Raw genomic sequence first — 24,583 nt, forward strand, 5'->3', positions numbered from 1 at the left:
GAGCGCCGGGCACCGGCCGGGTGCCCGACCCACGGCGGAGGTGCCCATGCGGTGGACGGACGAGGCGGTCGGCGCCGGCTCGCCCACCGGACACGGCGCGCTCCGCCACGCCCCGCCCCGGCCCGGCACCGGACGCCCCGAGCCGCCCGGGACCGGCCGGGCCCTGGCCGGGGCCGCGCCCGGCGCCGAACCGCTCGGCGGCGGCCCCGCCCTGCGGGCCGCCGCCTGCGGCTACTGGGCGCGGCGGGGCCTGGCCACCGCCCGGGAACAGGTCGTCGCCGCCCCGGGGGGCGCCCCGCTGCTGCTCGCCCTCGCCGCCGCCCTCGGCGGGGACCTGCTCCTGCCGCGGCCCTGCCCGGCCTGGTGGCTGCCCCAGGCCCCGTTGCTGGGCCGGACCGCGCACCCGGTGGCGACCCCCGCCGAGTGCGGCGGGGTGCCCGACCCGTACGCGCTGTGGGAGACGGTGCGGCGGATCCGGGACGAGGGCGGTGACCCCCGGCTGCTGGTCCTGGCCGTGGTGGACGACCCCACCGGCACCGCGGCCCCGCCCGAACTGCTCCACCAGGCGGTGGCGGCCGCCACCGAGGCGGGCCTGCACGTCGTCAGCGACGAGACCTGGCGGGACACCGTCCACCCCGTCCCCGCCGGCCGGGCCCCGGTGCTGGCCGGACCGGCCGGAATGCTGCCCGCGGAGGTGACCGTGCTTACCGACCTGGCCGGAGCACTGCTGCCCGGCGGCTGGCCGGTGGCCGTGGCCCGGTTCCCGGCCACCGACCGGGGAGCCGTGCTCCACGACGAGGTGCTGGACGTCCTCGCCGGCACCGGTGCCGTCCTCGCCGCCCCGGTGGCCGCGGCCGGAGCGCACGCCCTCGCCGAACCCGAGGAGGTGGTCGCCCAGGCCGTCGACGCCGCCCGGGTGCACGGCCGACTGGCCGCCGCCCTGCACGGGGTGCTCCGCACCGCCGGCGCCCTCGCGCTGCCGCCGTGCGGCGGACGGCAGCTGTACGCGGACCTCGGTCCGCTGGGGGAGGCGCTCGCCGCCCGCGGCGTCGGCGACGCCCAGGAGCTGGAGGACCACCTCACCGGGCTGCTGGGCTTCCCGGTCCCCGGCGGCCACCGCTTCGGCGACGACCCCGCCGCGCTCCGGGTCCGCTTGGACACGGCGGCGTTCCTGGGCGCCACCGCCCCCGAGCGGACCGCCTCGCTCACCGCCGCGGACCCGCTGGACGTGCCCGCCGTACGGGACGCGGTGACGATGTTCGCGGCCGTCCTGGACGGCCTGCGCGCCGATGCCCGCCGCGCCGACGCCCAGCGAAGGGAGCGCCCCCGATGACCCGTCACCGCTCCGAGCCCCCGCGCACGGCGACCCCCGGCCCGGGCGGCCCCCCGGCTCCGCCCGGCGCCCACCGGGCCGGTGCCGCCCCGCCGGGCGGGACCACGACGGCGCCGCCTCCGGCCGCACCCCGGCCCCCGGCAGACCTCCCCGCGTCCGCGCCCCGCCGGCTGTGGCCGAAGTCCTTCGCCGATCGGCTCACCTCGCCGCTGCCCGGGCCCGGCGCCCTCGCCCGGCTGGCCCGCGAGGGCGCCCTGCGGCCCCGCCCGGACGGGCTGCGGGACGTACCCCGACTGCCGTTCGCCCCGGGGCCGCTGCCCCGCGTCGACGCCCGCACCCTCGCCGTCACCTGGGCGGGGCACGCGAGTTGGGTGGTGCGGATCGGCGGGCTGACCGTCCTCACCGACCCCGTGTGGTCCCGTCGCATCCTGGGCACCCCCGCCCGGGTCACCCCGGTCGGCGTGGCCTGGGAAGCGCTCCCGCCCGTGGACGCGGTCCTCATCAGCCACAACCACTACGACCACCTGGACGCCCCCACCCTGCGCCGGCTGCCCCGGGACACCCCCGTCCTCGTCCCGGCCGGCCTCGGCCGCTGGTTCCACCGGCGCCGCTTCGAACAGATCACCGAACTCGACTGGTGGCAGGGCACCACCCTGGGCGGCGTCCGCATCGACTTCGTCCCCGCCCACCACTGGTCCAAGCGCACCCTGCTCGACACCTGCCGCAGCCTGTGGGGCGGCTGGGTGCTCACCGACGCCCACGGGCAGCGGCTGTACTTCGCCGGCGACACCGGGTACGGCCACTGGTTCGACCGGATCGGCCGCCGCTACCCCGGCATCGACCTGGCCCTGCTGCCGATCGGCGCCTACGCCCCGCGCTGGTGGCTGAGGGACGTGCACTGCGACCCGGAGGAGGCCGTCCGGGCCGTGCGGGACCTCGGCGCCCGTCGCATGGCCCCCATGCACTGGGGCACCTTCCTGCTCTCCGCCGAACCCGTGCTGGAGCCCCTCCACCGGGTCCGGGCCGCCTGGCGGACCGCCGGACTCGACCGCGCGGACCTGTGGGACCTGCCGGTCGGCGGCTCACGGCTGCTGCCCGCCCCCGCCTGACCGTCCGCCGCCCGTCAGCCGGACGCCCCGGGGGCCCGGTGGCCGCGCAGCCGCCGCCACACCGCCGGCACCGCGCTCAGCAGCAGCGTCAGACCCACCGCGGTGGCGACGCCCTCCCAGGGCTCCGCGAACAACGCCCCGCCGAGGATGCCGATCAACTGGTAGGTCACCGCCCAGGCCAGGGCGGCCGGCACGGCGCCCCGGGCGAACCGGTGCACCGGCCACTCGGCCAGCAGACAGGCCAGCATCACCGGAATCCGCCCGGCCGGCACCAGCCGGGACAGCACCAGCACCGCCACCCCGTGGTCCTGGAGCCCCTGCTGGGCCCGGGCCAACCGGTCCGCGGGGGCGTGCGCCCGGATCGCCCCGAGCCAGCGCGAGCCGCCCCGCGACCGGAGCCCCCGCTGCCCCAACCAGTACAGGGTCACGTCCCCGACGAGCGCCGCCAACGAGGCCACCACGAACACCAGGAGCAGGGCGAACGGCGCGGTCTGGTGGAACGCGACCACCGCCGCCGAACTCACCAACGCGCCCGTCGGCACCACCGGCACCAACGCCCCGATCAGCACCAGCAGGAACAGCGACGGATATCCGAGTGCCTGCTGGGTGGACTCGTGCGGCACCGCCGAGGCGGCCAACCAGTTCACCGGCCGACCTCCGGCCGCACGCTCTCGCCGTGCCCCAACAGGTGCACCGCCACGCCCGGCGCCCGTGCCGCGACCGACCGCACGAACTCGTCACCGGGGGAGTGGAACTCGTGCGGGCGCACCCCGTCCATCCCGATCGGCCAGTAGGTGCCGTAGTGCACCGGCACCGCGCTGCGCGGGGCCAGCCGGGCCGCCGCCTCCGCCGCCCGGCCCGCGTCCAGGTGCCCGTGGCCCAGGAACGGGCCCCAGCCGCCGACCGGCAGCAGCGCCACGTCCACCGGCCCCACCTCGGCCGCCATGCCCTCGAACAGTCCGGTGTCCCCCGCGAAGTACGTTCGTGCCTGGCCGCTCACCACGAAGCCCAGGGCGGGCGAGCGCCGCGGACCCACCGGCAGCCGCCGTCCGTCGTGCGCCGCGGAGACCGCACGCACCGACAGGTCCCCGTGCGCGAGCTCCTCGCCCGGCGCGACCTCGGTGATCCGCGCCCCGGTGAGCCGGCGCAGCGCGGGCACCGCCCGCAGGGCGCCGCGCGGCACCACGACCCGGGTGCCCGAGGGGAGCGCCGCCAGCGAGGGCACGTGCAGGTGATCGGCGTGCAGATGCGAGACGAGGACCAGATCGGCCGCCCGCGCGCGCCCCGGCGGCACGGCGCCCCGGCGGCGCCGCAGGTGGGCCAGCCGCCGCGCGAACAGCGGGTCGGTGAGCACGCGGGTCCCCGAATCCTCCACCGTGCAGGTGGCGTGCCCCCACCAGGTGATCTCCACCGGCACCGGTTTTCCTCCTCCGCGCGACTCCCCCCGAGCCTACGGGCAGCGGTAGGGTCGACGCCCGAACGATGACGTGAGGGGCTCGCATGGACAGCGACGGCAACGGCGACGGCGGCGTTGACGACGGCGACACGGGCGGCGCGGTACGGGTCGCGGCGATCGCGAGCCTGACCCCGCTGGAAGAACTGGACGCCGACCCGTTCCTGGTGGACTCGCGCAGCCAGTACGCCATGTGCGCCCGCTGGGCCGCCGCGCAGGGCTACGTGATCACCCGCGAGCTCCTGGTGCACGCCCTCCGGTTCGACCACCGCGCCCTGTGGACCGACGTCGACGACGGCCAGGTCGACCTGTTCGTGGCGCCCAGTCGCCGGGTGCTGGAGCGCGCCCTGCGCTCCGTGGAGGAGTTCACCGCCGAATGCGCCCGGCGCGGGGTGCGGGTGGAGACGGTGGGCTCCGAGGAACCGGCGTACGACGCGGAGATGAAGGCCCGGGTGCACCGCAGGCTGTCGATGCCCACCGCGGGGTACGACGGACGCTGACCGGTCGTCCCCCTGCCCTACGGTCCGCTCCGGCGCGTACGGGCGTGCGCCCCGGAGCGGAAGGCGGGCGCACGGGTGCCCGGGGCGCGGTCCCGACCTGCGACGCCTCCGGGCGCCGGGCGACGTCACCCCGGGGTGTGCGAGGGTGGACGGGGAAGCGGATGCGTGAGGCGGGTGGACGTCGGGTGGCCACGGGACGATGGCGGCGGATCGGCAGTGCCGCATGGCGCTCGGTCACCGTGTGGGCGGTCAGCACGCTCACCATGCTCGTCCTCGCCGGCATCCTGCCCGACTTCCGCCTCCAGTCGGCCGACGGCGACAGCGCCACCCGCATCGCCGTCACCGCAGCCCTCGGTGCCGGAGCGTTCGGCCTGCTCAGCGCCCTGGTCTGGCCGCTGCTGGTGCGGGCCCTGCTGCTGGTGCCGGCGCTGGTGCTCGGGCTGCTGGTGTTCTTCCTGAACGGTTCCCTGCTCCTGCTCGCGATGCGCCTCAACCCGGCCGGCCGGGGCGAGGTCGCGCCCGAGACCGCGGTGGTCGTCGCCGCGGTGATGTCCGCCGTGGCCTCGGCGACCGGCGCGGCCCTCGCGGTCCGCGACGACGACGCCTACCGGCGCCGCCTCTCCCGGCTGGCGGCCCGCCGGCGCGCCCGTACCGACAGGTGCCCGGGCACCCCCGGCACCGTGTTCATCCAACTCGACGGCGTGGGCCACGACGTCCTGGTGCACGCCGTCGACCACGGGCTGATGCCCACCGTCGCGGCCTGGCTCGGCGTCCCCGACCCGGCCGACGGGCCCGGGGCCCCGACGGGCACCGCCACCCACGGGCTGGTCCCCTGGCGCACCGACTGGTCCAGTCAGACCGGGGCCAGCCAACTCGGCATCCTGCACGGCAGCAACCACGACGTCCCCGCCTTCCGCTGGTACGAGAAGGACACCCGCGAGGTGGTGGTGTGCAACCGCCCCACCAGCGCCGCCGAACTGCAACGGCGCGCCGTCGCCCGCACCGGCGGCCCCGGGCTGCTCGCCCTCGACGGGGCCAGCCGGGGCAACCTGTTCAGCGGCGGCGCCGACCAACTCGCCCTGGTGCTCTCGGTCTCCGCCCGACGCGGCCGGGAGAACCGGTCCCGCGCCGGGTACTTCGCGTACTTCAGCGACCCGGCCAACGCGGTCCGCACCGCCCTCTCCTTCGTCGCGGAGGTGTCCCGCGAGATCACCCAGTCCACCCGGTCCCGGCTGCGGCACGACCGCCCGCGGGTGTCCCGCGGCGGCCTCTACCCCCTGGTGCGGGCCTTCGCTACGGTCGTGGAACGCGACGTCGTGGTGGCCGCGGTCCTCGGTGACATGCTCGCCGGCCGCGGCGCCGTCTACGCCGACCTGGTCGCCTACGACGAGGTCGCCCACCACTCCGGCCCCCGCAGCGGCGACACCGAGCGCGTCCTCACCCGGCTGGACCGCTCACTGGCCCTGCTGGCGCAGGTCGCCGAACACGCACCCCGCCCCTACCGCATCGTGGTCCTCTCCGACCACGGCCAGAGCCCCGGGGAAACGTTCCTCGGCCGCTACGGCCTCAGCCTCGGCAACCTCGTCCGCGCCGGCTGCGGACTACCGGTACCGCGGCGGGCGCACCGCACCCACAGCGGCGCCGAAGCCCGGGCCGCGGTCCGGGCCGCCCTGCACCGCCCCGTCGAGGAGCCCTCCTCCGTACCGGACGCCCCGACACCCCGCGCTGAGCCCCTGGTCCTGGCCTCCGGCAACCTCGGCCTGGTGTCCTTCCCCGACGTGCCGCACCGGATGACCCGTCAGGAGATCGACCGCCGCCACCCCGCCCTGCTGTCCACCCTCGCCAACCACCCCGGCATCGGCTTCCTCCTCGTCGCCGACGAGGAGCACGGCGGGGTGGTGCTGGGCGCCCGCGGCCTCGCGGTCCCGCTCACCGAACTCGACCGCACCCCCGGCCCGCTCGCCGACTTCGGTCCGGGCGCCGCCGACGCGGTCCGGCGCACCCACGCCTTCCCGCACGTCGCCGACATCATGGTGAACTCCTGGTACGACCCGCAGAGCGGCGAGGTCCTCGCCTTCGAGGAACAGATCGGCTCGCACGGCGGACTCGGCGGCGACCAGAACCGTCCGTTCCTGCTCCACCCCCTCGACCTGCCCGATCCCCGGACGGACGGCGCGGAACTCGTCGGCGCGGAGCACCTGCACCGGGTGTTCCGCACCTGGCTCGCCGAGACCGAAGGCCCCCAGATACCGCTCACCGCCACCCGTACCGTCCGCACGCCCCCCACCGCCGTCCCCCCGAAGGAGCCCGACCGGGGAGGTCACCCGAGCCGGACGGCCGGCAGCGGCTCCACGTCGAACGGGCGGACGCCCAGGGCCTCCTCGGACCGGGCGCGCACCAGCGGCAGCGCCTCGTAGAGGTCCGCACCGAGACGGTGCAGGGTGTCGGAGCGGCGCGACTCCCAGACGGGGAACTCCCCCTCGGCGGTGCGCGACGCGGTCTCCCAGAGCAGCACGTCGCCGTTCTCGCTCCGGGCGAAGACCTCCAGCGAGCCGGGCAGGGCCCAGCGGCCGTCCGGTTCCACCATCCAGTCGAAGCCCTCGTGCTCGCCCTCGCGGTACGCCGCCCGGAAACGCTCCGTGAGCTCCGCGCCGCGCCCCTGCCAGCCGTCGGCGTACCCGGCGAGCACCGGCGGATGGACCAGCCACAGACCGAAGGCGCGCCCCCACCCGGCGCGGCGGACGAACGCGCGGTACGAGGGCGGGAACCCACCGCCGTCCGCGAAGCGGTACCCGTCGAGGACGTCGAAGTCGACGTGCCCCAGCGCGGGCGTGCCCCGCACGCGCAGTCCGACCACGGCTCCACCGTCCATGCGGGGAGCCTACCGAGGGCCCGGCCGGGCCCGGTCGGTGGCTTCCGGACGCCGCGCGAAATGCAGCTGCACCGGCAGGACCCGCCCGGCACACTGGTGGCTCCGGTCGGTGCTCCCTCCACCGGCCCGCCCCCGTCCCCACCCGCTGGAGCCGCCGAGTGCAGTCCGCCGTCACCGTCACCCCCTCCCGGATCCCCGAACTGCTGCTGGGCCTCGCGACCGTGCGGCCGGTGTTCCTCTGGGGCGCGCCCGGCATCGGAAAGTCCTCCCTGGTACGGCAGTTCGCGGACTCGCTCGGCCTGGAGTGCGTGAGCCTGCTCGGCACCCAGCTCGCCCCCGAGGACCTGATCGGCGTTCCCCAGATCCGTGACGGACGGTCCGTGTTCTGCCCGCCCGAGACCATTGCCCGCGACGAGCCGTACTGCCTCTTCCTCGACGAGCTGAACGCCTCCACGCCCGATGTGCAGAAGGCGTTCTACTCGCTGATCCTCGACCGTCGCATCGGCAGTTACGAACTGCCCGAAGGGTCCCTGGTGATCGGTGCCGGCAACCGCGCCACCGACAACGCGCTCGCCCGACCGATGGCCTCCGCGCTCCTCAACCGGCTGACCCACGTCCACCTCCGGGCCTCCGCGACCGACTGGCTGACCTGGGCCGCCGGCCACGACATCCACCCCTGGGTCCTCGACCACCTCACCGACCGACCCGACCACCTGTGGTCCACCCCGCCCAAGACCGAGGAGCCGTTCTCCACGCCCCGCTCCTGGCACATGCTCTCCGACGCCCTGCACTCCTTCGGGCCGGGCATCGACGAGGACACCGTGCAGATCGTCGCCCACGGCACGCTCTCCCCGGCGCACGCCGTCGCCTTCTGCGGCTACGTGAAGATCGTGCGGCACGCCTACGGCATCGAGGCCATCATCAAGGGCGACGCCTCCTGGCCCCGCGGCCGGGGCGACCGGGACCTGCTCTACTACCTCGCCGAGGCGTTCCGGGGCCGGCTCATCAAGGAGCTGCCCGCCGACCGGGAGCACGTGTCGCCGACGGTCCGCCAGACCGCCTACCGGGCCAAGTCCCTCCTGGTCCAACTCGCGGAGATCTCCGTGGAGGTCGCCCAGACCGTCATCGCCGACGACGCGGCCGGCCAACCGGTCCTGCCCGCCTGGTTCCTCATCGAGGCGGTACGCGACATGCCCCGTCTGGTGGAGGCCCGGCGGTGAGCCGCCGCGGCCCGGCCCGCCGGTACCCGAAGGCCAGCGACCCGGCTGCCGAGGCGTTCGCCACCGGGCTGCGCAGCGCCCTCGCCAACCCCGCGCTGGCCGCCCTGGAACCCCGGGTGTGCCGCACCAAGAAGTGCTGCGACTGCCCCCGCGAGGGGCTGTGCCGCATCGACTCCACGGGCGTGCTGCACGTCAACCCCACCCGCCGGGCCGAACCCGACGCCTGGGCCTGGGCGGTCGCCCACTGCGTCATCCACCTGGGATTCGGTCACGTCCCGGCGGCGACCGGAGTGCGGATCCAGCCGGACCGGTTCGACACCGCCGCCCGCTGCACCGTGGTCAGCCGCTTCCAGGAGACGTTCCCCTGCGGGCGCGCCCCCGAGGACCTGCCCGCGCACTGGCCCGGCGGCGACGAGGAGCAACTCGCCGCCCGCTGGCGCCGCGACGGTCTGCCGCCCGCCCACGAACGCTGCGGCACCGCAGGCGCTTCCCCCGACCAGATCCTGGTGCCCTGGCCCGAGGAACCGTGCCAGCCGAATCCCCCCGACTGGCGGGAAGCGTTCGCCCGGGAACTCACCCGCGGCGTCTCCCTGGCGATGGACGTGGCCGGCGGGCGCCGGGCCTCCGCCGACGCCGAAGCGCCGGCGCTGCACCCCTGGGACCTGGCGCTGAACTGGTTCGTCTCCTCCTACCCCCTGCTCGGCGGGATCGCCGCCGGGATGACCGTCGTCGCCGATGCCGGGGTGGCCCGCAGCCACGACATCGCGATCGCCGCCGTCCATCCGGAGGCGGGCGAGATCTACGTCAACCCCCTCGCCCACCTCACCGAGGAGGAGTGGCGGTTCGTCCTGGCCCACGAGATGCTGCACGCCGCGCTCCGCCACGGCGAACGGCTCGGCGGCCGGGACCCGTACCTCTTCAACGTCGCGGCGGACTACGTCGTCAACGGGTGGCTCCACGCGATGGACGTCGGCCGGATGCCCGAGGGACTGCTGCACGACGCCGCCCTGGCCGACCTGTCGGTCGAGGAGGTGTACGACCGGATCACCGTCGACCTGCGCCGGATGCGCCGGCTGGGCACCCTGCGCGGCAAGGGGCGCGGCGACATCCTCGGGGAGCCGCCGGCCCGCTCCGCCGGCGTCTACGTCGACCTCGACGAGTTCTACCGCCGCGGCCTGGTCCAGGGCTTCGACCTGCACGGGTACCAGGACCGGGGGCTGTTGCCCGCGGGGCTGGTGGAGGAGATCCGGGCGCTCAGCCACCCACCGCTGCCCTGGGACGCCCGGTTGGCCCGCTGGTTCGACGCCCAGGTCCCCCGTCCCGAGTCGCTGCGCAGCTTCGCCCGGCCCTCCCGACGACAGGCGTCGACCCCGGACATCCCGCGCGCCGGACGCTGGTTCCCGCCCGAGGAGGTGGCCCGCTGCACCTTCGGCGTGGTCCTGGACACCTCCGGCTCGATGCCGAGGGAACTGCTCGGCAAGGCGCTGGGCGCCATCGCCTCCTACGCAGCCGCCCGCGACGTGCCCGCGGCCCGGGTGGTGTTCTGCGACGCCGCCCCCCACGACGCCGGGTACCTCCCCGTCGAGGAGATCGCCGGCCGGGTCCGGGTCACCGGCCGCGGCGGGACCGTGCTCCAGCCCGCGGTCGACCTGCTGGCCCGCGCCGAGGACTTCCCGCCCGGTGCTCCGCTGTTGGTCATCACCGACGGCGACTGCGACGTGCTGCGCATCCGCCGCGAACACGCCTACCTGGTCCCCCAGGGCGCAGGGCTCCCGTTCCACGCCCGGGGGCCGGTGTTCCGGGTGCACTGAGCGGGTGGGCGCGCGCGCCCACCCCGGAGTGTGATCGGATGGGGGGCGACGGTCCCCGTCGACGGGGACCCGGCCGTACGTCAGGAAAGGGCACTCACGTGGCAACCACGCGCTCCGCGCACACCGTTTGGGAAGGCAACCTCCTCCAGGGCAACGGTGTCGTCACCTTCGACTCCTCCGGCATCGGCGAGCAGCCGGTGTCCTGGCCGTCCCGCGCCGAGCAGGCCAACGGCAAGACCAGCCCCGAGGAACTGATCGCCGCCGCGCACTCCAGCTGCTTCTCGATGGCGCTGTCGCACGGCCTGGCCGGCGCGGGTACCCCGTCGACCAAGCTGGTCACCTCGGCCGACGTGACCTTCCAGCCGGGCGAGGGCATCACCGGCATCCACCTCACCGTCGAGGGGACCGTTCCGGGCGTCGACGAGGAGACCTTCGTCGCCGCCGCCGAGAACGCCAAGGCCAACTGCCCCGTCAGCCAGGCCCTCACCGGTACGACGATCACGCTGTCGGCGAAGCTGGTCTGATCCGCCGGCGTTCCGGAGCGGCCGCTCCGGATGTGCCCGGGCCTGGGCCGGTCGTCGTGCTGACGGCGGCGTGCCCAGGCCCGGTCCGCCTATGGGGTGGAGCGGTGCCCCGGCCCCGCGGGGACCACGGTCACGTGCGCTCCTCGTCTTCCTGGGACACCAGCCGTGCCCCGGCGATCACGAGTTCCCGAGCCAGGGCCCTGCGGACCCCGGGCAGCGTCGCCAGCCTCTGTTCGGAGGGGACCAGGCAGAGCAGCCGCACGTCAAGGGCCTCCGAAGTCCGCACGGCCAGCAACAGCCGTCCCCAGGCCGGACGGTTGTAGTCCAGGAGCGCGTGGGCGCCCAGGTCGACGAACTCTCCCCGCACCCGCCAGCCCCGGTCGGAGGCGTACTCACGGGCGCTCTTCACACGTGCCAGACACAGTGCGGAAGCGGGCGAGTTGGCGCTGCGGTCGTACAGGAAGACCACGGTGAACGGCGGACTCGGCGGCTCTGCGCTCCGTGTGGGCGTCGTGGTTGCAGTGACCTCGGCCGTGACGGGTTCGACGCGTGGCCCCGTGATGTTTCCGGGCATGATGGAGACACCCTTCCAAGGGTCGGGGAGCGGCGGAACTGCTGGCAGGCGTACGCCGCTCCTTGTTGTTTGCACACAAGCACAGTCCGTAAGGGCTAGCCGTATTCAGATTGGAGATCTTGCTCGCGCATGTCAACAGGGCTAGCCTTAAAGAGTGGACATGAGGCGGTGCGAAGGAGGTGAGCGTGGTGATCGGGTACAAGGAACTCTCCGATGAGCTGCGACGACGCATCGACTCCGGGGAGTTCGGGCCGGGCGACAAGCTCCCCAAGATCACGGAACTCATGGAGGAGTACGGGCTGGCCCGTCAGACCGTGCGGGGAGCCATCGGCGAACTCGCCGACGAGGGGCTGGTGGTCGCGATCCGCAAGGCCGGGACGATCGTCCGACACCGGACGCCCGTCGTCATCCCGCTGAACCGCTACCGGCGCGCCATGGCACCCGGCAATGCGGGTGGGCCGTGGGAGACCGCCACCGCCGCGCAGGGGCTCGACGGCTCCATGCAACTGGTCAGGGTCGAGCGGGTTCCCGCGGACGCGGAACTGGGGGAACTGTTGAACGCCCGGGGCGGGCCACTGGTGTACCGCCTCCGCCACGCGGTGATCCGGCCCGACGACGTGGTGCAGATCCAGCACGCCTGGTACCCCGTCGACCTGGCCGAGGCCGCGGGCATCGCCACCTCGGACAAGGTCCGGGGCGGTGTCTACCGGGCCCTCGCCGCCGCCGGGTTCGCTCCGGTCAGCATCAGCGAGACGGTGACGGCCCGCACGCCCACCACCGAGGAGGCCGCTCGACTCCGCATCGGTGGCAAGGTCTCGGTACTGATGGTGGAACGCCTGACCCGGGGTGAGGGCGGGCGGGTCCTCGAAGTCCTGCGGACCGTCGCACCCGCGGACCGGGTCAAGCTCAGCTATGACGACCTTCCCTTGGACCCGGGCTCTTGAGGGCGGAGCCGGTCCGGGCCCGCTGTGTGGTGCCGTGCCCCCTGTTCGGGGCACCGCACCACCCGGGCCCGCGGGGGGCTCAGGCGAGGGCGAAGCCGGCGTAGCCGTCGCGGGCGACCGCGTCGCAGCGCTCGCGGTAGACGTCGGCCCCGCCGGTGTAGGCGAGGAAGCCGCGGGCCTTCCCGGGGACGTTCGCCCCCGTGTACCAGGACTCCGCGGCCGGGTAGAGGGTGCGGTCCGCGACCTCGGCGGCGTGCCGGACCCACTCCCGTTCGGCCGTCCCGGTCGCCTCGATCTCGGTCCAGCCGCCGTCCCGCAGGAACCGGAGGCAGTCCGTGATCCACTCCACGTGCTGCTCGATGGAGACCGCCATGTTGGTGAGCACCGAGGGGCTGAGCGGCCCGGTCACCGTGAACAGGTTGGGGAATCCGGCCGCGGCGAGCCCCAGGTAGGTGAGCGGGCCGTGCGCCCACTTCTCGCGCAGGGTCACCCCGTCCCGTCCGACCAGGTCGATGCCGGTCAGGGCGCCCGTCATGGCGTCGAAACCGGTCGCCAGCACCAGGACGTCCGCGGGGAACTCCTCCTCCTCGGTGCGCAGCCCCTTGGCCGTGACCTCCACCAACGGGGTGCGCCGCAGGTCGACCAGGCGCACGTGCGGCTGGTTGAACGTCGTGTAGTAGCCGGTGTCCAGACAGGGCCGCTTGGTGCCGAAGGGGTAGGTGCGCGGCGAGAGCAGTTCGGCGGTGGCCGGGTCGGTGACGGTCGCCCGGATCTTGCCGCGGACGAACTCGGCGACCGTCTCGTTCGCCGTCCGGTCCACCAACAGGTCGGTGTAGGAGCGCAACAGGGCGCTGAGGACGCCCTCGGACCAGGCGGCCTCGTACCGTTCGACGCGCTCCGCCGCCGACGCCTCCAGCGCCGACCGGGTGGGCATCGGGAGCACCGAGCCGCCCTTGCTGCGGCGCTGTGCGTCCCGGAACGCCGGGTACTCCGCCTTGCGCGCGGTGACCTCTGGTCCGCTCAGCGGCCGGTTGAGGGCGGGGAGTGCGTAGACCGGGGTGCGTTGGAACACGGCCAGGGCGGCGGCCCGGCGGGCGATCAGCGGGATGCACTGCACCCCCGAGGACCCGGTGCCGATGACCGCGACCCGGCGGTCGTCGAGGTCCGCACCGGTGCGCGGCCAGCGCGCGGTGTGGTGCACGGGGCCCGCGAAGGCATCGAGTCCCGGCACCTCCGGGTCCTTGGGCACGGTGGAACAGCCCGAGGCCATGATCAGGAACCGGGTGGTGACCCGCTCGCCGGTGTCCGTCGACACCTCCCACCAGCGGTGGCGCTCGTCGTAGACGGCGCGGGTGACGCGGGTGCCCAGGGTGAGGTGCGGGCGCAGCCCGAACCGGTCGGCCACATGGCGCAGGTAGCGCAGGATCTCGGGCTGGGTGGCGTACCTCTCGGACCAGACCCACTCCTGGTCCAGTTCGGGGGAGAAGGAGTAGGAGTACGTCATCGACTCGATGTCGCACCGGGCCCCGGGGTAGCGGTTCCAGTACCAGGTGCCGCCGACGTCGTCCCCCGCTTCGAACACCCTGGTCCGCAACCCCAGTTCCCGCAGTCTGAGCAATTGGTACAGCCCGGACATCCCGGCCCCGACGACGACGGCGTCGGTTTCCGGGGCGGGTGCGTCGGGGATGCGGGCTGCGGCGGCGGGCATGGGGGCTCCTGGGCAGGGTGGATCGCCGCGGAACCGCCATTCCGCACACGGGGACGCGTCGATGCTGCTCCAGTGGCGGCACGGCGCGCCACCGGCCGGCGGGGAACGGCCGGATCACCCACCCCGCATCGGCCGGTTCTCGCCGTCGTCTCGGTGCACCAGAACGCGAGGCCGAAGAGGAGTCCGGTCATGCGGAGGCCGCCTCGCGCCGTTGCGCGGCGGCAGGGTCCGGCGGGGAGCCCCCCGCCCGCAGCACGGCCAGGCCGGCGAGCAGGGTGCCCGCGACCAGGGCGGCACCCAGGGCGAGGGTGACGGCGTCGGGGCGCAGCAGCGGTTGTCCGCGCAGTGCCTGCCAGGTCACCAGGGCCAGCAGCCCCGCGTAACCGCCCGAAGCGGTGAGCACGAGGCGTACCCGTACCCTCTCCGTGCCGAGCCGGGGCAGGTGCGGGGCGAGCGCGGCGAGGACGAGCAGCAGCAGGGGCAGCACCTGGAGGGCGTGCATGCCGACGAAGTGGGGGATGCGCAGGTCGCCGCCGGTGGTGGACCACCCGGTGAGCGGCATCGAGGGGCCGCCGTCGGGCACGCCCACGCTGTGCGCGCCGACCACGTCCAACGGGCCGTCGCCCATCGCGGCCCGCTGGGCGGCGGTGGGTTGGGCCATCAGGAATCCCACTCCCGCGCCGGCGAGTGCGATCACCGAGCCGAGGCGCAGCGCCCAGGCGGAGGCGCGGTCGGCGAGCCGGGAACGGAACAGCAGGACGGCGATGACCAGGGCGGCCGTCCACAGCACCGCGACGCTGAGGCCCATGACGTCGTAGAGGGCGGAGTCGAAGGCGGTCTCGTGGTTGAAGTGGCTGCGCCGGCCGCGGAACACCTGGCCGATGATGAGGACCATCTCGACGGTGCCGGTGAGGGTGATGACCGTGCCGGCCCACCAAGCCGCCCTGCGGGCGCGGGTGACGAGCGAGAGCATCCAGGCCAACGACAGTGCGTACGCCAGCAACGAGACCGAGAACTTGAAGGGCTTGAACCAGATGGGCGAGCCCACCAGGGTGCGGTCGTCGAGGAGCAGGCCCACAGCGGAGAGCAGACCCGTCGCGACCATCAGGGCGGCGAAGAGCATCAACGGTCGATGCCAGGAACGCCAGGAAGACATGGAGACCCCCGTTCCATTATGGATAGCAGAACTATCTGCTTTCTGTTGTGCACTATCTAGGATGGGGACCGTTAGACGCAAGGGCGAGGAAGGGCGAGCGGGGTCGTGCGCATCGGCGAGTTGAGCCGCAGCACCGGGGTCCCGGTGCCGACGATCAAGTACTACGTGCGGGAGGGCCTGCTGCCGGCCGGTGAGCTGACCCACCGCAACCAGGCGACCTACGGCGAGTCCCACCAGCACCGACTACGGCTGATCCGTGCCCTGCTGGACGTCGGGGGCCTGCGGGTCGCCGTGATCCGGGAGGTGCTGGCCGCGGTCGACGACTCCGGCCGCTCGCTGCACAGCGTGCTGGGCGCCGCCTCCGACGTGCTGATCCGCCCGACGCCGGCGCAGGGGTCCGCGGAGACGGAGCCCGAGAGGGACGAGGTGCTGACGGCGGCTCGTGCCCGGGCGCTCGAACTGATCGCCCGTCGGGGCTGGCGGGTGCAGCAGACCTGTCCGGGCGTCGAGGCGCTGGCCGTGGCGCTCGCGGCGCTGGACGGGGTCGGACTCGACGGGTTCGCGGTGGTGCTCGACGACTACGCCGAGGCCGCGGAGGCGGTGGCGCGGGCGGACCTCGACTTCGTGTCGGGCCGGCGCACCCTCGACGAGGTGGTGGAGGGCGTCATCGTCGGGACGGTGGTGGGGGAGGCCATGTTCGCCGCGCTGCGGCACCTCGCCCAGGTGGACCGTTCGGCCCGGATGCACGGGGCGGGAGCCGCCGGGCCGAGCACGGAGCCGGCGGTCGACGGGGGCTGAACCCGCCCGGGCCCTACCCGGGGTGGTGCCGGGCGGCGCCGGCCTCGCACCGCTCGGCCGCATCGAGCGCCTCGACCGGGAAGGGGTCCTCGTCCTTGGTCAGGGACCGGTAGTGGTCGCGGGCGTCCCGCAGGATCTCCCGGGTGCGGTCCGTGGAGGCGGCCTGCGCCGACATGTGGTCGAGGACCTCCAGGTGGTTGGCCACCTCGATGGGGGAGTCCAGGTACAGCGCCCCGGTCAGGAACTCGCAGTAGACCATGTCCGGCAACTCCGGCTGGGTGAACCGGAACAGCGAGAACGGCCCGTACGTCCCCGGATGGGGCCCCTCCGCGAACTCCGCCACCTGGAGCGTGAGCCGGGGCGCGTGGGCGGCGGTGACCAGCCGGTCCATCTGCTCGGCCATCACCTCGGCGCTGGCGACCGGGCGGCGGAGCACCGTCTCGTCCATGATGATCCACAGGTGTGGGGCCTCGGGCTTGGCCAACAGCTGTTGCCGGTCGAGACGCAGGGCGACGTGGCGCTCCACCTCTTCGGGATGGGAGTGGCCGATGGTGCCCGCGGTCATCACCTCGCGGGCGTAGCGATCGGTCTGGAGGATGCCCGGCACGAAGTGCGGTTCGTACGACCGGATGAGCCGGGCCTCCGCTTCCAGGCTCACGTACAGGCTGAACCACTCGGGAAGCACGTCGTGGTACCGCTGCCACCACCCCGGCCGGTTGGCGTCCTCGACCAGGGAGAGGAAGGCTTCCGTCTCCTCGGCGGACGCTCCGTACAGCGGCAGCAGGATGTGGACGTACGGCACCTTCAGCGCCACCTCGGCGGTCTCCATCCGCCGGACGGTGGCCGCGGTGACCCGCAGTTCGCCCGCGGCCTCCTCGCGGCTCAGGCCCTTGGCCTCCCGCAGATCCTTCAGCCGCTTGCCGAGGACGACCTGTCCCACGGTCGGCGCGGCACGCCGTTCGCTCATGTCACGCCTCCCCACCTGCCGAACACGTGAGCAGTGTGTCATGTCGCGGCTACGGGGCGGGGCCGCTCCGCCGTTCGCAGAGGAAGTTACGTTCCGGTCACGGGTTCGGTGCGGGGTGGGAACCGGGCGTTAGGGGAAGAGAACCGGCGGCGCCGGAGGCTCCTTCGTGGTGGATGTCACACGGGGTTCCTCGGGCGGCGAGCAGGGGCCCGTCACGGTGACGCTCCGTCAGAATTCCAGTGACCGAAGGTAGTCGGCGGTGCTCCGATCTGCGGGGACGAAGGTCTCGATGGCGAGCTCCGCGACGGTCACGTCCATCGGGGTGTTGAAGGTGGCGATGGACGACACGAACGAGAGCAGGCGGCCCTCGTGCTCCAACTGCATCGGCAGCGCGAAGTACGGTGCCCCGGAGTTCTCCGTCGCCTTCCTACCCGGGTCGAGCACCGGATAGGCCGCGACCTCCTCGTAGAGTTCCCGGGCCGCGGGTGAACGGTCGAGCGCGATCTGGCGGGCCATCTGCTCCAGCAGGTGCCCCCGCCACTCGGCCAGGTTCCGGATGCGCCGCGCGAGACCCTCCGGGTGCAAGGTCAGCCGCATCGCGTTCATCGGCGGGGCCAACAGGTGTTCGGGGATCCCCGCCAGCAGCATCGTGATGCCCCGGTTCGCCGCGACCACCCGGTACGTCCCGTCGACCACCAGCGCCGGATACGGTTCGTAGCCGCGCAGCAACTGCTCCAGGGCCTCGCGCAGCTCGCCCATCGCCGGGTCGTCCATCGACGTCTCCGGGAACCGGGGCGCGTAACCGGCGGCCAACAACAGGGCGTTGCGCTCGCGCACGGGGACGTCCAGGTGATCGGCGAGCCGGAGGATCAACTCCTCGCTGGGACGGGACCGCCCCGTCTCCACGAAGCTGATGTGCCGCGCCGACGAGTCCGCACGCAAGGCCAGTTCGAGCTGGCTGAGCCGCCGTCGCTCGCGCCAGTCGCGCAGCAGCGGTCCCACGCTCCGCGTCCCCTCGGGGAGGGCGGGGCTCCTGCGGGCGGGTCGGTGGACGGCCGCGGCCGGGGTGCTCATGCCCCCGACCGTAATCGACCCGTGCGTCCGGTGTGGAACCCCCGGAGCGCCCGCCGGGCCCCGTCCCGCCGTCGCGCCCCGCACGCGGCGGGAACAACCGGGGCGAAAGGGGGCGAGTCGGTTGCGTCCGGTTCCGGCGCCCCGCCCCGCCTGGCGTGAATCCGCCAAGCGACCGCAGGGCATCGACCGTCCGGTTTGCCGGACCGGCAACGCCACTGGCCCTCGACACCCGGGCCGCGCACCCTGACCGGAGCGGCGCCGCCCGGCGCGCCGCCCCGCACACGGAAGGCGACCCCATGGCGCACACCCCGCACCAGCACGGCCCGCAGGCCCCCCACGGACACCACCACGGGTCGGGTCAGCACGCCATGGACTGGACCGAGATGGGCCCCTACCTCGAACAGGAGGGCGAGGTGATGGCGCCGCTGTACCGGGACGTCGCCCACTGGCTCGCCGCCTCCCGCCCGGCCCCCGGGCGGATCCTCGACGTGGGCAGCGGCCCCGGAGTCGTCTCCTGCCTGCTCGCCGAGGCGTTCCAGGAGGCCGAGGTCACCGCCGTGGACCCCGAGGAGTACCTCCTCGGCCGGGCCGTTGAACGGGCCGCCCGCGCCGGAGTGGCCGACCGGGTCCGCACCCACCGGGCCGAACTCCCGGACGGACTCGACGCCCTGGACCCCGCCGACCTGGTGTGGCTCGGCAACTCCCTGCACCACGTGGGGGACCAACGGGCCGCGCTCACCGCCGTCGCCCGGCGGGTCGCCCCCGGCGGGGTCGTCGCCCTCCTGGAGGGCGGCCTGCCCACCCGCGTGCTGCCCCGTGACATCGGCTTCGGCCGCCCGGGCCTCCAGGCCCGGATCGACGCCGCCGAACAGGACCACTTCACGGCGATGCGCACCGAACTGCCCGGCACCGTGCGCGAGACCGAGGACTGGTCCGCCCTGCTGGCCGCGGCCGGGCTGCGACCCACCGGGAGCAAGACCTTCCTGCTGGACCGCACCGCGCCGCTGACCGACCACGAACGCGACTACGTCATCGCCGCCGTCGGCCGCCGCCGGGGGTCGCTCGGCGATGTCCTCGACCCGGCCGACCTCGCCGCCTTGGACCGGCTCCTCGCCCCCGAGGCCGACGAGGGGCTCGCCCGACGCCCCGACGTCTTCCTGCTCACGGCGCGGACCGTGCACACGGCCGTCGCCGACCCGGCCTGAGCGGGGTGGCCGGAGCCGCGGGCCCACCGCGGCTCCGGCCACCCGGGGCGCGTCCGCCGGTCAGGTCACGTTGAAGCCGGCCGGGTCCGGGCCCAGCCGGCGGTTCTCGTTCAGGGCACTGATCGCGGCGAGGTCCTCGGTGTCCAGTTCGAAGCCGTACACATCGATGTTCTCGACGATCCGGGACGGCGTCACCGACTTCGGGATCACCACGTTCCCCAGCTGGACGTGCCAGCGCAGCACCACCTGCGCCGGCGTGCGCCCGTGCTTCTGCGCGATGGCCACGATCGCCGGCACCTCCAACAGGCCCTTGCCCTGGCCGAGCGGCGACCACGCCTCCGTCGCGATGCCCTGCTGGGCGTGGAACTCGCGGGCCTCCCGCTGCTGGAGCCGGGGATGCAACTCGATCTGGTTGACGGCCGGGATGATCGACGTGGCCTCGATCAACCGCTCCAGGTGCTCCCGGAGGAAGTTCGACACCCCGATGGACGTGGCGCGCCCCTCCGCGTGGATCTTCTCGAACGCCCGGTAGGTGTCGACCGCCTTGCCCAGCGCCGGCGCGGGCCAGTGGATCAGGTACAGGTCCACGCGGTCCAGGCCCAACCGGGCGAGGGAGGCGTCGAAGGCGCGCATCGTGGCGTCGTACCCCTGGTCGCTGTTCCACAGCTTGGTGGTGACGAACAGCTCCTCGCGGGGCAGGCCCGAGGCCGCGAGCGCCCGCCCGGTGCCCGTCTCGTTCTCGTAGACGGCGGCGGTGTCCACGCTGCGGTAGCCGGCCTCCAGGGCCGTGGCCACGGCCCGCTCCGCCTCGGCGTCCGGGACCTGCCAGACGCCGAACCCCAGCTGGGGCATCTCGACGCCGTTGTTCAGGATGACCGGGGGGACCTTGCTGCTCACGGGAATACGATCCTTCGCGTCGTGGGGTCAAGCCGCTGGAGTGCACACGGAGCACACCTCCATCGTGAACGATCGGGTGCGCCCGCGCATTCCGTCCCGCGTGCGACGCGCCCCTCACACCCGGTACAGCGCCGCCACCTCCGTCGCATAGGTCCGCTCGATCTCCTCGCGCCTGAGCTTGCCGGAGGGCGTCAGCAGACCGTGCTCCTCCGTGAACCGGTGCGCGAGGATGCGGAAGGTGCGGATCGACTCGGCCCGGGACACCACGGTGTTCGCGGTGACCACCGCCCGCCGCACCTCCGCCTCCAACTCCGGGTCCCGCACCAACCGGGCCACCCCGGGTGCCTCCTGGCCCCGCATGTGCAACCAGTGCGCCACGGCCTCGGCGTCCAGGGTGATCAGCGCCGCCACGTACGGGCGGTCGTTCCCCACCACCAGGCACTGCGCCACCAGCGGATGGCTGCGCACCCGCTCCTCCAACCGGGCCGGGGACACGCTCGTGCCGCCCGAGGTCACCAGGAGGTCCTTCTTCCGGCCCGTGATCGTCAGATGGCCCTCCACGTCGAGCACCCCGAGGTCCCCGGTGGCCAGCCAGCCCTCGTGCAGCACCGCATCGGTGGCCTTCGCGTCGTCCAGGTAGCCGGCGAAGACGTGCGGGCCGTGCAACCAGACCTCACCGTCCGCCGCGATGTGCACGCTCGTGCCGGGGATCGGCGGCCCCACCGTCCCGCAGCGCACCCGCCCGAACTGGTTGCCGGTGGCCGCCCCGGCCGTCTCCGTCAGCCCGTACCCCTCGTACACGGCGATGCCGGCGCCGGTGAAGAACAACCCGAGCTCCCGGCTCATCGGCGACCCCCCGGACATCGCGCACCGGGCCCGGCCACCCAGCGTCCGACGCAGCCGGGCGTACACCAGCCGGTCGTACATCCGGTGCCGTGCCCGCAGGGTCGCGGACGGGCCGGGGCCGGTGCCGAACGCCCGGTCCTCCAGGGCCTCCGCGTACTGCACGGCCGTCTCCACCGCCTTCTCGAAGACGCTTCCCCTGCCCTCCCGCTCGGCCTGCCGCCGTGCCGTGTCGAGCACCCGCTCCAACAGGTGCGGCACCACCAGCAACAGCGTCGGCCGGAAGGTGCCCAGCCCCGCTTCCAGGGCCGTGGCGGTCAACTCCGGCTGGTGCCCCAGCCGCAGCTTCCAACGGACCGCCGCGACCTGCGCCGTCCTGGCGAAGACATGGGCCAGGGGGAGGAACAACAGGGTCGAAGCGGTCTCGCCGCGCCGCGGGCGGAAGGCATCCCGCCACCGGTGGTAGAGCGTGTCCGCCTCGAACATCAGGTTCCCGTGGGTGAGCACGCAGCCCCGTGGTCGACCCGTGGCGCCCGAGGTGTACACGACCGTCGCCACCGACCCGGGGCCCACCCGTCCGCGCTCCCGGTGGACCAGTTCCTCCTCGACGTGCCGCCCCGCCTCGGTGAGCTCCCACTGCGCGCCCGCGTCGAGCTGCCACAACCGCTGCAATCCGGGCAAGCGGTCGATCACGGTGGCCACGGTCATCGCGTGGTCCTCGTGCTCCACCACCGCGGCGCTCACCTGCGCCTCGTGCAGCACCCACAGCACCTGCTCCGCCGAGGAGGTCGGATAGACCGGGACCACCTCCGCGCCGAGGGTCCACAGCGCGAAGTCGAACAGCGTCCACTCGTAGCGGGTCCGCGACATGATCGCGACCCGGCTCCCGGCGCGCACCCCCTGCGCGAACAACCCCTTGGCCAGCGCCCACACCTCGTCCCGGAACTCCGCCGCGGTGACGTCGCGCCAGACGCCCGGCGCCACCTCGCGGGCCAGGACGACCCGCCGGGGGTCGAGCCGGGCGTGCTCGTAGACGGTGTCCGCGAGCCCGCCCGCGAGCGACTGCGGGACGTGCGACAACGGTGGGCTGGTGAACTCGCGCAAATGTGCTCCTCGTGCCGGCTCTCCCACGGCGCCGCAGACCGTACCCCACCCGGTCGCGCGGCGGGAGGGGGACGGCGAACCCCCGTGGTGGGGGTGACCGGACGCCCGTCCGGTCACCCCCACCACGGGGAACCTCCACCCGGCATCCTCGCGACCGCGCGGCTCGGACACCGCGATCTGCACCGAATCGCCACCGGCTCCGCCGGATCACCACGGCCTCCACGCGGGCCGCCCGTACCGGGCGCGCGGTACCGTCCGGATCCCGCGCCGACCCCCTCAGCGCCCCGTGGACCCCGGGTCGTCCAGGACCAGCCGGTGGTCGTGGCTGTAGACGTTCATCGACGCCCCGCGCAGGAAGCCGACCAGGGTGACCCCCGTCTCGACCGCGAGGTCCACCGCCAGGGACGAGGGCGCGGAGACCGCGGCGAGCACCGGCACGCCCGCCATCACCGCCTTCTGCACCAACTCGAACGAGGCCCGCCCCGACACCAGCAGCACCCCCCGCGACAAGGGCAGGGCGCCGGACTGCAAGGCCCGCCCCACGACCTTGTCGACGGCGTTGTGCCGCCCCACGTCCTCCTGGACGTCCAGGAGGTCCCCGCCCTCGTCGAACAGGGCCGCCGCGTGCAGACCCCCCGTCCGGTCGAAGACCCGCTGGGCGTCGCGCAACCGCTCCGGCAACGCCGACAGCACCTCGGGCGCCAGTCGCACCGGCGGCTCGTCCGCCACCGGCCACCGCGTCCGCGTCCGCACCGCGTCCAGGCTCGCCTTGCCGCACAGCCCGCAGGACGACGTGGTGTAGACGTTCCGCTCCAGCCGGATGTCCGGCACCGGCACCCCGGGGGCGAGCCGGACGTCCACCACGTTGTAGGCGTTGCCGTCGTCGGGGGAGGCGCCCGCACAGTACGCGATGGTCCGCACCTCGTCCGCGGCGGCGAGCACCCCCTCGCTCACCAGGAACCCGGCGGCGAGCGCGAAGTCCGCGCCCGGGGTGCGCATGGTGATGGCCAGAGCCTTCCCGTTCAGTCGGATCTCCAGCGGCTCCTCGGCGACCAGGCTGTCCGGGCGGCGGTCCGCCCGCCCGTCCCGCACCCGGAGCACCCGTCGGCGCTCGGTGACGCGTCCCATGTGTGTCCGTCCCGATCCTGTCCGTAGCGGCCGGTGTGCGCCGGTGGGCGCACCGGCCGCCCATTCTCGCGCACCACACACTCGGCGGGCCTGGGCGCATGACCGGAGCCAACAACGCCCACGCTCGAATCCTGTCGCTTTAGTCGTCCGCCTACTGACGAGTCGGTCAGCAGACTGGCAAATCCGTGATCTCACCGGAACCCGAGGGGGACCCTTGCACGGCACGCGCATCGCGGCGCTCGGCCACTACCAACCGTCCGGTGTCCTCACCAACGAGGACCTGGCCGGGATGGTGGACACCAGCGACGAGTGGATCACGTCACGAGTCGGCATCCGCACCCGGCACATCGCCGGGCCCGAGGAGCCCGTGGACGAGCTGGCCGCGCACGCCGGAGCCAAGGCCCTGGCCACGGCCGGGATCACCCCTTCGGACATCGACCTGGTGGTGGTCGCCACCTCCACCGCGATCGACCGCTCCCCGAGCACGGCGGCCCGGGTCGCCGCCCGCCTGGGCATGCCCGGCCCTGCGGTCCTCGACCTCAACGTCGTCTGCGCCGGGTTCACCCACGCCCTGGCCACCGCCGACCACACCCTGCGGGCCGGCGCCGCGACCCGGGCACTGGTCATCGGCGCCGACAAGATGACCCAGATCGCCGACTGGACCGACCGCACCACCTGCGTCCTGGTCGGCGACGGGGCCGGCGCCGCCGTGGTGGAGACCTGCGCCCCCGGGGAGGAACCGGGCATCGGGCCGGTGCTGTGGGGCTCGGTCCCGGAGATGGGTCACGCGGTGCGGATCGAGGGCACCCCGCCGGTCTTCGCCCAGGAGGGGCAGAGCGTCTACCGCTGGGCCACCACCCGGCTCCCTCCGCTGGCCCGCCAGGCGTGCGAACGCGCGGGCGTCGCCCCCGCGGACCTGGCCGCGGTCGTCCTCCACCAGGCGAACCTGCGGATCATCGAGCCGTTGGCCGAGCGGATCGGCGCGGTGAACGCGGTGGTCGCCCGCGACGTGGTCGACTCCGGCAACACCTCGGCGGCCAGCATCCCGCTGGCCTTCGCCAAGCTCGTCGAACGCGGCGAGATCCCCTCCGGGGCCCCCGTCCTCCTCTTCGGCTTCGGCGGCAACCTGTCCTACGGCGGCCAGGTCGTCCGCTGCCCCTGACCCCCGCCACCCCCACCGGACGCGCCGCCGGAACCGGGCGGCCCCGCCCCGCCCCGAGCTGCCCGTTCCCCGTGCGCGTCACCCCGTGTCAGTGGCCGTCGACGGACCGTCACCCACCCCGCCGGCCTGCGGATACGTGGGTGAAAGGCACTCGGAAACCTTGGTATTGTTGTCCATGTCGCCGCGGGGAAGCCCGCGAAA

Annotated in this window: 22 protein-coding genes; 11 read left to right on the top strand and 11 right to left on the bottom strand. The window is 74.2% G+C overall.

What is annotated here, in order from left to right; all coding sequences use genetic code 11:
- The first annotated feature begins 46 nt into the window (after positions 1-46).
- Entirely contained in the window at positions 47-1,333 is a 1,287-nt protein-coding gene (locus ACSMX9_RS25705) for an aminotransferase class I/II-fold pyridoxal phosphate-dependent enzyme (RefSeq protein WP_445397391.1), read from the top strand.
- Positions 1,330-2,442 carry an MBL fold metallo-hydrolase gene (locus ACSMX9_RS25710; RefSeq protein WP_445397393.1) on the top strand — a complete coding sequence of 371 codons (1,113 nt, stop codon included), beginning with the start codon at positions 1,330-1,332 and terminating at the stop codon, positions 2,440-2,442. Before ACSMX9_RS25705 ends, ACSMX9_RS25710 begins: the two co-directional genes overlap by 4 nt.
- A 14-nt stretch (positions 2,443-2,456) precedes the next feature.
- Here the strand turns inward: ACSMX9_RS25710 and ACSMX9_RS25715 are convergent, their stop codons facing one another.
- Positions 2,457-3,089 carry a DedA family protein gene (locus ACSMX9_RS25715; protein ID WP_351246048.1) on the bottom strand — a complete coding sequence of 211 codons (633 nt, stop codon included), beginning with the start codon at positions 3,087-3,089 and terminating at the stop codon, positions 2,457-2,459.
- Positions 3,086-3,859, bottom strand: coding sequence for an MBL fold metallo-hydrolase (locus tag ACSMX9_RS25720; protein WP_366113522.1), 774 nt, complete (start codon positions 3,857-3,859; stop codon positions 3,086-3,088). The genes ACSMX9_RS25715 and ACSMX9_RS25720 overlap by 4 nt, the downstream gene beginning before the upstream one ends.
- Before the next feature lie 83 nt (positions 3,860-3,942).
- Between ACSMX9_RS25720 and ACSMX9_RS25725 the strand changes: the two genes are divergently transcribed.
- Entirely contained in the window at positions 3,943-4,395 is a 453-nt protein-coding gene (locus ACSMX9_RS25725) for a hypothetical protein (protein ID WP_445397395.1), read from the top strand.
- A gap of 161 nt (positions 4,396-4,556) precedes the next feature.
- Complete coding sequence (locus tag ACSMX9_RS25730; protein WP_445397397.1) at positions 4,557-6,812, top strand: phage holin family protein; 2,256 nt, start codon at positions 4,557-4,559, stop codon at positions 6,810-6,812.
- Here ACSMX9_RS25730 and ACSMX9_RS25735 read toward each other — a convergent pair.
- Positions 6,716-7,267 (bottom strand): hypothetical protein, encoded by a 552-nt coding sequence (locus ACSMX9_RS25735; RefSeq protein WP_445397399.1) that lies wholly within the window; start codon positions 7,265-7,267, stop codon positions 6,716-6,718. The two genes, ACSMX9_RS25730 and ACSMX9_RS25735, sit on opposite strands and share 97 nt — an antisense overlap.
- A gap of 158 nt (positions 7,268-7,425) precedes the next feature.
- Here ACSMX9_RS25735 and ACSMX9_RS25740 point away from each other — a divergent pair, with 158 nt between their 5' ends.
- From ACSMX9_RS25740 to ACSMX9_RS25750, 3 genes are all read left to right on the top strand, one after another.
- Positions 7,426-8,487, top strand: coding sequence for an ATP-binding protein (locus ACSMX9_RS25740; protein ID WP_351246038.1), 1,062 nt, complete (start codon positions 7,426-7,428; stop codon positions 8,485-8,487).
- A complete protein-coding gene (locus ACSMX9_RS25745; RefSeq protein WP_445397402.1) occupies positions 8,484-10,298 on the top strand; it encodes a vWA domain-containing protein in 1,815 nt (604 codons plus the stop codon). The genes ACSMX9_RS25740 and ACSMX9_RS25745 overlap by 4 nt, the downstream gene beginning before the upstream one ends.
- 98 nt (positions 10,299-10,396) lie before the next feature.
- Entirely contained in the window at positions 10,397-10,822 is a 426-nt protein-coding gene (locus ACSMX9_RS25750) for an OsmC family protein (RefSeq protein ID WP_351246034.1), read from the top strand.
- Positions 10,823-10,952: 130 nt separating this feature from the next.
- On the opposite strand, the gene ACSMX9_RS25755 is transcribed toward ACSMX9_RS25750, so the two are convergent.
- On the bottom strand, positions 10,953-11,231 hold the full coding sequence (locus tag ACSMX9_RS25755; protein WP_445397404.1) for a hypothetical protein: 279 nt from the start codon (positions 11,229-11,231) through the stop codon (positions 10,953-10,955).
- Positions 11,232-11,581: 350 nt separating this feature from the next.
- On the opposite strand from ACSMX9_RS25755, the gene ACSMX9_RS25760 reads away from it, so the two are divergent.
- Positions 11,582-12,340, top strand: coding sequence for a GntR family transcriptional regulator (locus tag ACSMX9_RS25760; RefSeq protein ID WP_445397406.1), 759 nt, complete (start codon positions 11,582-11,584; stop codon positions 12,338-12,340).
- Between the two features lie 79 nt (positions 12,341-12,419).
- Here ACSMX9_RS25760 and ACSMX9_RS25765 read toward each other — a convergent pair whose 3' ends face one another.
- Positions 12,420-14,048, bottom strand: a complete 1,629-nt coding sequence (locus tag ACSMX9_RS25765) for a flavin-containing monooxygenase (RefSeq protein ID WP_445397408.1) — start codon at positions 14,046-14,048, stop codon at positions 12,420-12,422.
- A 187-nt stretch (positions 14,049-14,235) separates the two neighbouring features.
- On the bottom strand, positions 14,236-15,204 hold the full coding sequence (locus ACSMX9_RS25770) for a hypothetical protein (RefSeq protein WP_445397410.1): 969 nt from the start codon (positions 15,202-15,204) through the stop codon (positions 14,236-14,238).
- A 105-nt stretch (positions 15,205-15,309) separates the two neighbouring features.
- Between ACSMX9_RS25770 and ACSMX9_RS25775 the strand changes: the two genes are divergently transcribed.
- Positions 15,310-16,002 carry a MerR family transcriptional regulator gene (locus ACSMX9_RS25775; RefSeq protein WP_445397412.1) on the top strand — a complete coding sequence of 231 codons (693 nt, stop codon included), beginning with the start codon at positions 15,310-15,312 and terminating at the stop codon, positions 16,000-16,002.
- A 13-nt stretch (positions 16,003-16,015) separates the two neighbouring features.
- Here ACSMX9_RS25775 and ACSMX9_RS25780 read toward each other — a convergent pair whose 3' ends face one another.
- Both ACSMX9_RS25780 and ACSMX9_RS25785 read right to left on the bottom strand, forming a co-directional pair.
- Positions 16,016-16,969 carry a helix-turn-helix domain-containing protein gene (locus tag ACSMX9_RS25780; protein WP_445397414.1) on the bottom strand — a complete coding sequence of 318 codons (954 nt, stop codon included), beginning with the start codon at positions 16,967-16,969 and terminating at the stop codon, positions 16,016-16,018.
- 228 nt (positions 16,970-17,197) lie between these two features.
- The gene (locus ACSMX9_RS25785) at positions 17,198-18,043 is read right to left on the bottom strand and encodes a helix-turn-helix domain-containing protein (protein WP_445397415.1); all 846 of its coding nucleotides are present in this window, start codon (positions 18,041-18,043) and stop codon (positions 17,198-17,200) included.
- A gap of 296 nt (positions 18,044-18,339) precedes the next feature.
- Here ACSMX9_RS25785 and ACSMX9_RS25790 point away from each other — a divergent pair, with 296 nt between their 5' ends.
- Positions 18,340-19,248, top strand: coding sequence for a class I SAM-dependent methyltransferase (locus ACSMX9_RS25790; protein WP_445397416.1), 909 nt, complete (start codon positions 18,340-18,342; stop codon positions 19,246-19,248).
- Between the two features lie 60 nt (positions 19,249-19,308).
- On the opposite strand, the gene ACSMX9_RS25795 is transcribed toward ACSMX9_RS25790, so the two are convergent.
- From ACSMX9_RS25795 to fdhD, 3 genes are all read right to left on the bottom strand, one after another.
- On the bottom strand, positions 19,309-20,145 hold the full coding sequence (locus ACSMX9_RS25795) for an aldo/keto reductase (RefSeq protein ID WP_445397418.1): 837 nt from the start codon (positions 20,143-20,145) through the stop codon (positions 19,309-19,311).
- A gap of 114 nt (positions 20,146-20,259) precedes the next feature.
- On the bottom strand, positions 20,260-22,092 hold the full coding sequence (locus tag ACSMX9_RS25800; protein ID WP_445397420.1) for an AMP-dependent synthetase/ligase: 1,833 nt from the start codon (positions 22,090-22,092) through the stop codon (positions 20,260-20,262).
- A 276-nt stretch (positions 22,093-22,368) separates the two neighbouring features.
- Positions 22,369-23,220: a formate dehydrogenase accessory sulfurtransferase FdhD gene (gene fdhD, locus ACSMX9_RS25805; RefSeq protein WP_445397421.1), complete on the bottom strand. Its 852-nt coding sequence runs from the start codon at positions 23,218-23,220 to the stop codon at positions 22,369-22,371.
- Between the two features lie 214 nt (positions 23,221-23,434).
- Between fdhD and ACSMX9_RS25810 the strand changes: the two genes are divergently transcribed.
- Complete coding sequence (locus tag ACSMX9_RS25810; RefSeq protein WP_445397423.1) at positions 23,435-24,382, top strand: beta-ketoacyl-ACP synthase III; 948 nt, start codon at positions 23,435-23,437, stop codon at positions 24,380-24,382.
- Positions 24,383-24,583 lie beyond the last annotated feature (201 nt).

The sequence above is a fragment of the Streptomyces sp. LE64 genome (assembly GCF_052606915.1).

What these genes read in the sequence shown, in the direction of transcription:
- ACSMX9_RS25765 (WP_445397408.1), bottom strand. Translation starts at nt 14,048, where the DNA reads ATGCCCGCCGCCGCAGCCCGCATCCCCGACGCACCCGCCCCGGAAACC.
- ACSMX9_RS25770 (WP_445397410.1), bottom strand. Translation starts at nt 15,204, where the DNA reads ATGTCTTCCTGGCGTTCCTGGCATCGACCGTTGATGCTCTTCGCCGCC.
- ACSMX9_RS25705 (WP_445397391.1), top strand. Translation starts at nt 47, where the DNA reads ATGCGGTGGACGGACGAGGCGGTCGGCGCCGGCTCGCCCACCGGACAC.
- ACSMX9_RS25785 (WP_445397415.1), bottom strand. Translation starts at nt 18,043, where the DNA reads ATGAGCACCCCGGCCGCGGCCGTCCACCGACCCGCCCGCAGGAGCCCC.
- ACSMX9_RS25710 (WP_445397393.1), top strand. Translation starts at nt 1,330, where the DNA reads ATGACCCGTCACCGCTCCGAGCCCCCGCGCACGGCGACCCCCGGCCCG.
- ACSMX9_RS25780 (WP_445397414.1), bottom strand. Translation starts at nt 16,969, where the DNA reads ATGAGCGAACGGCGTGCCGCGCCGACCGTGGGACAGGTCGTCCTCGGC.
- ACSMX9_RS25790 (WP_445397416.1), top strand. Translation starts at nt 18,340, where the DNA reads ATGGCGCACACCCCGCACCAGCACGGCCCGCAGGCCCCCCACGGACAC.
- ACSMX9_RS25730 (WP_445397397.1), top strand. Translation starts at nt 4,557, where the DNA reads ATGCGTGAGGCGGGTGGACGTCGGGTGGCCACGGGACGATGGCGGCGG.
- ACSMX9_RS25725 (WP_445397395.1), top strand. Translation starts at nt 3,943, where the DNA reads ATGGACAGCGACGGCAACGGCGACGGCGGCGTTGACGACGGCGACACG.
- fdhD (WP_445397421.1), bottom strand. Translation starts at nt 23,220, where the DNA reads ATGGGACGCGTCACCGAGCGCCGACGGGTGCTCCGGGTGCGGGACGGG.
- ACSMX9_RS25735 (WP_445397399.1), bottom strand. Translation starts at nt 7,267, where the DNA reads ATGGACGGTGGAGCCGTGGTCGGACTGCGCGTGCGGGGCACGCCCGCG.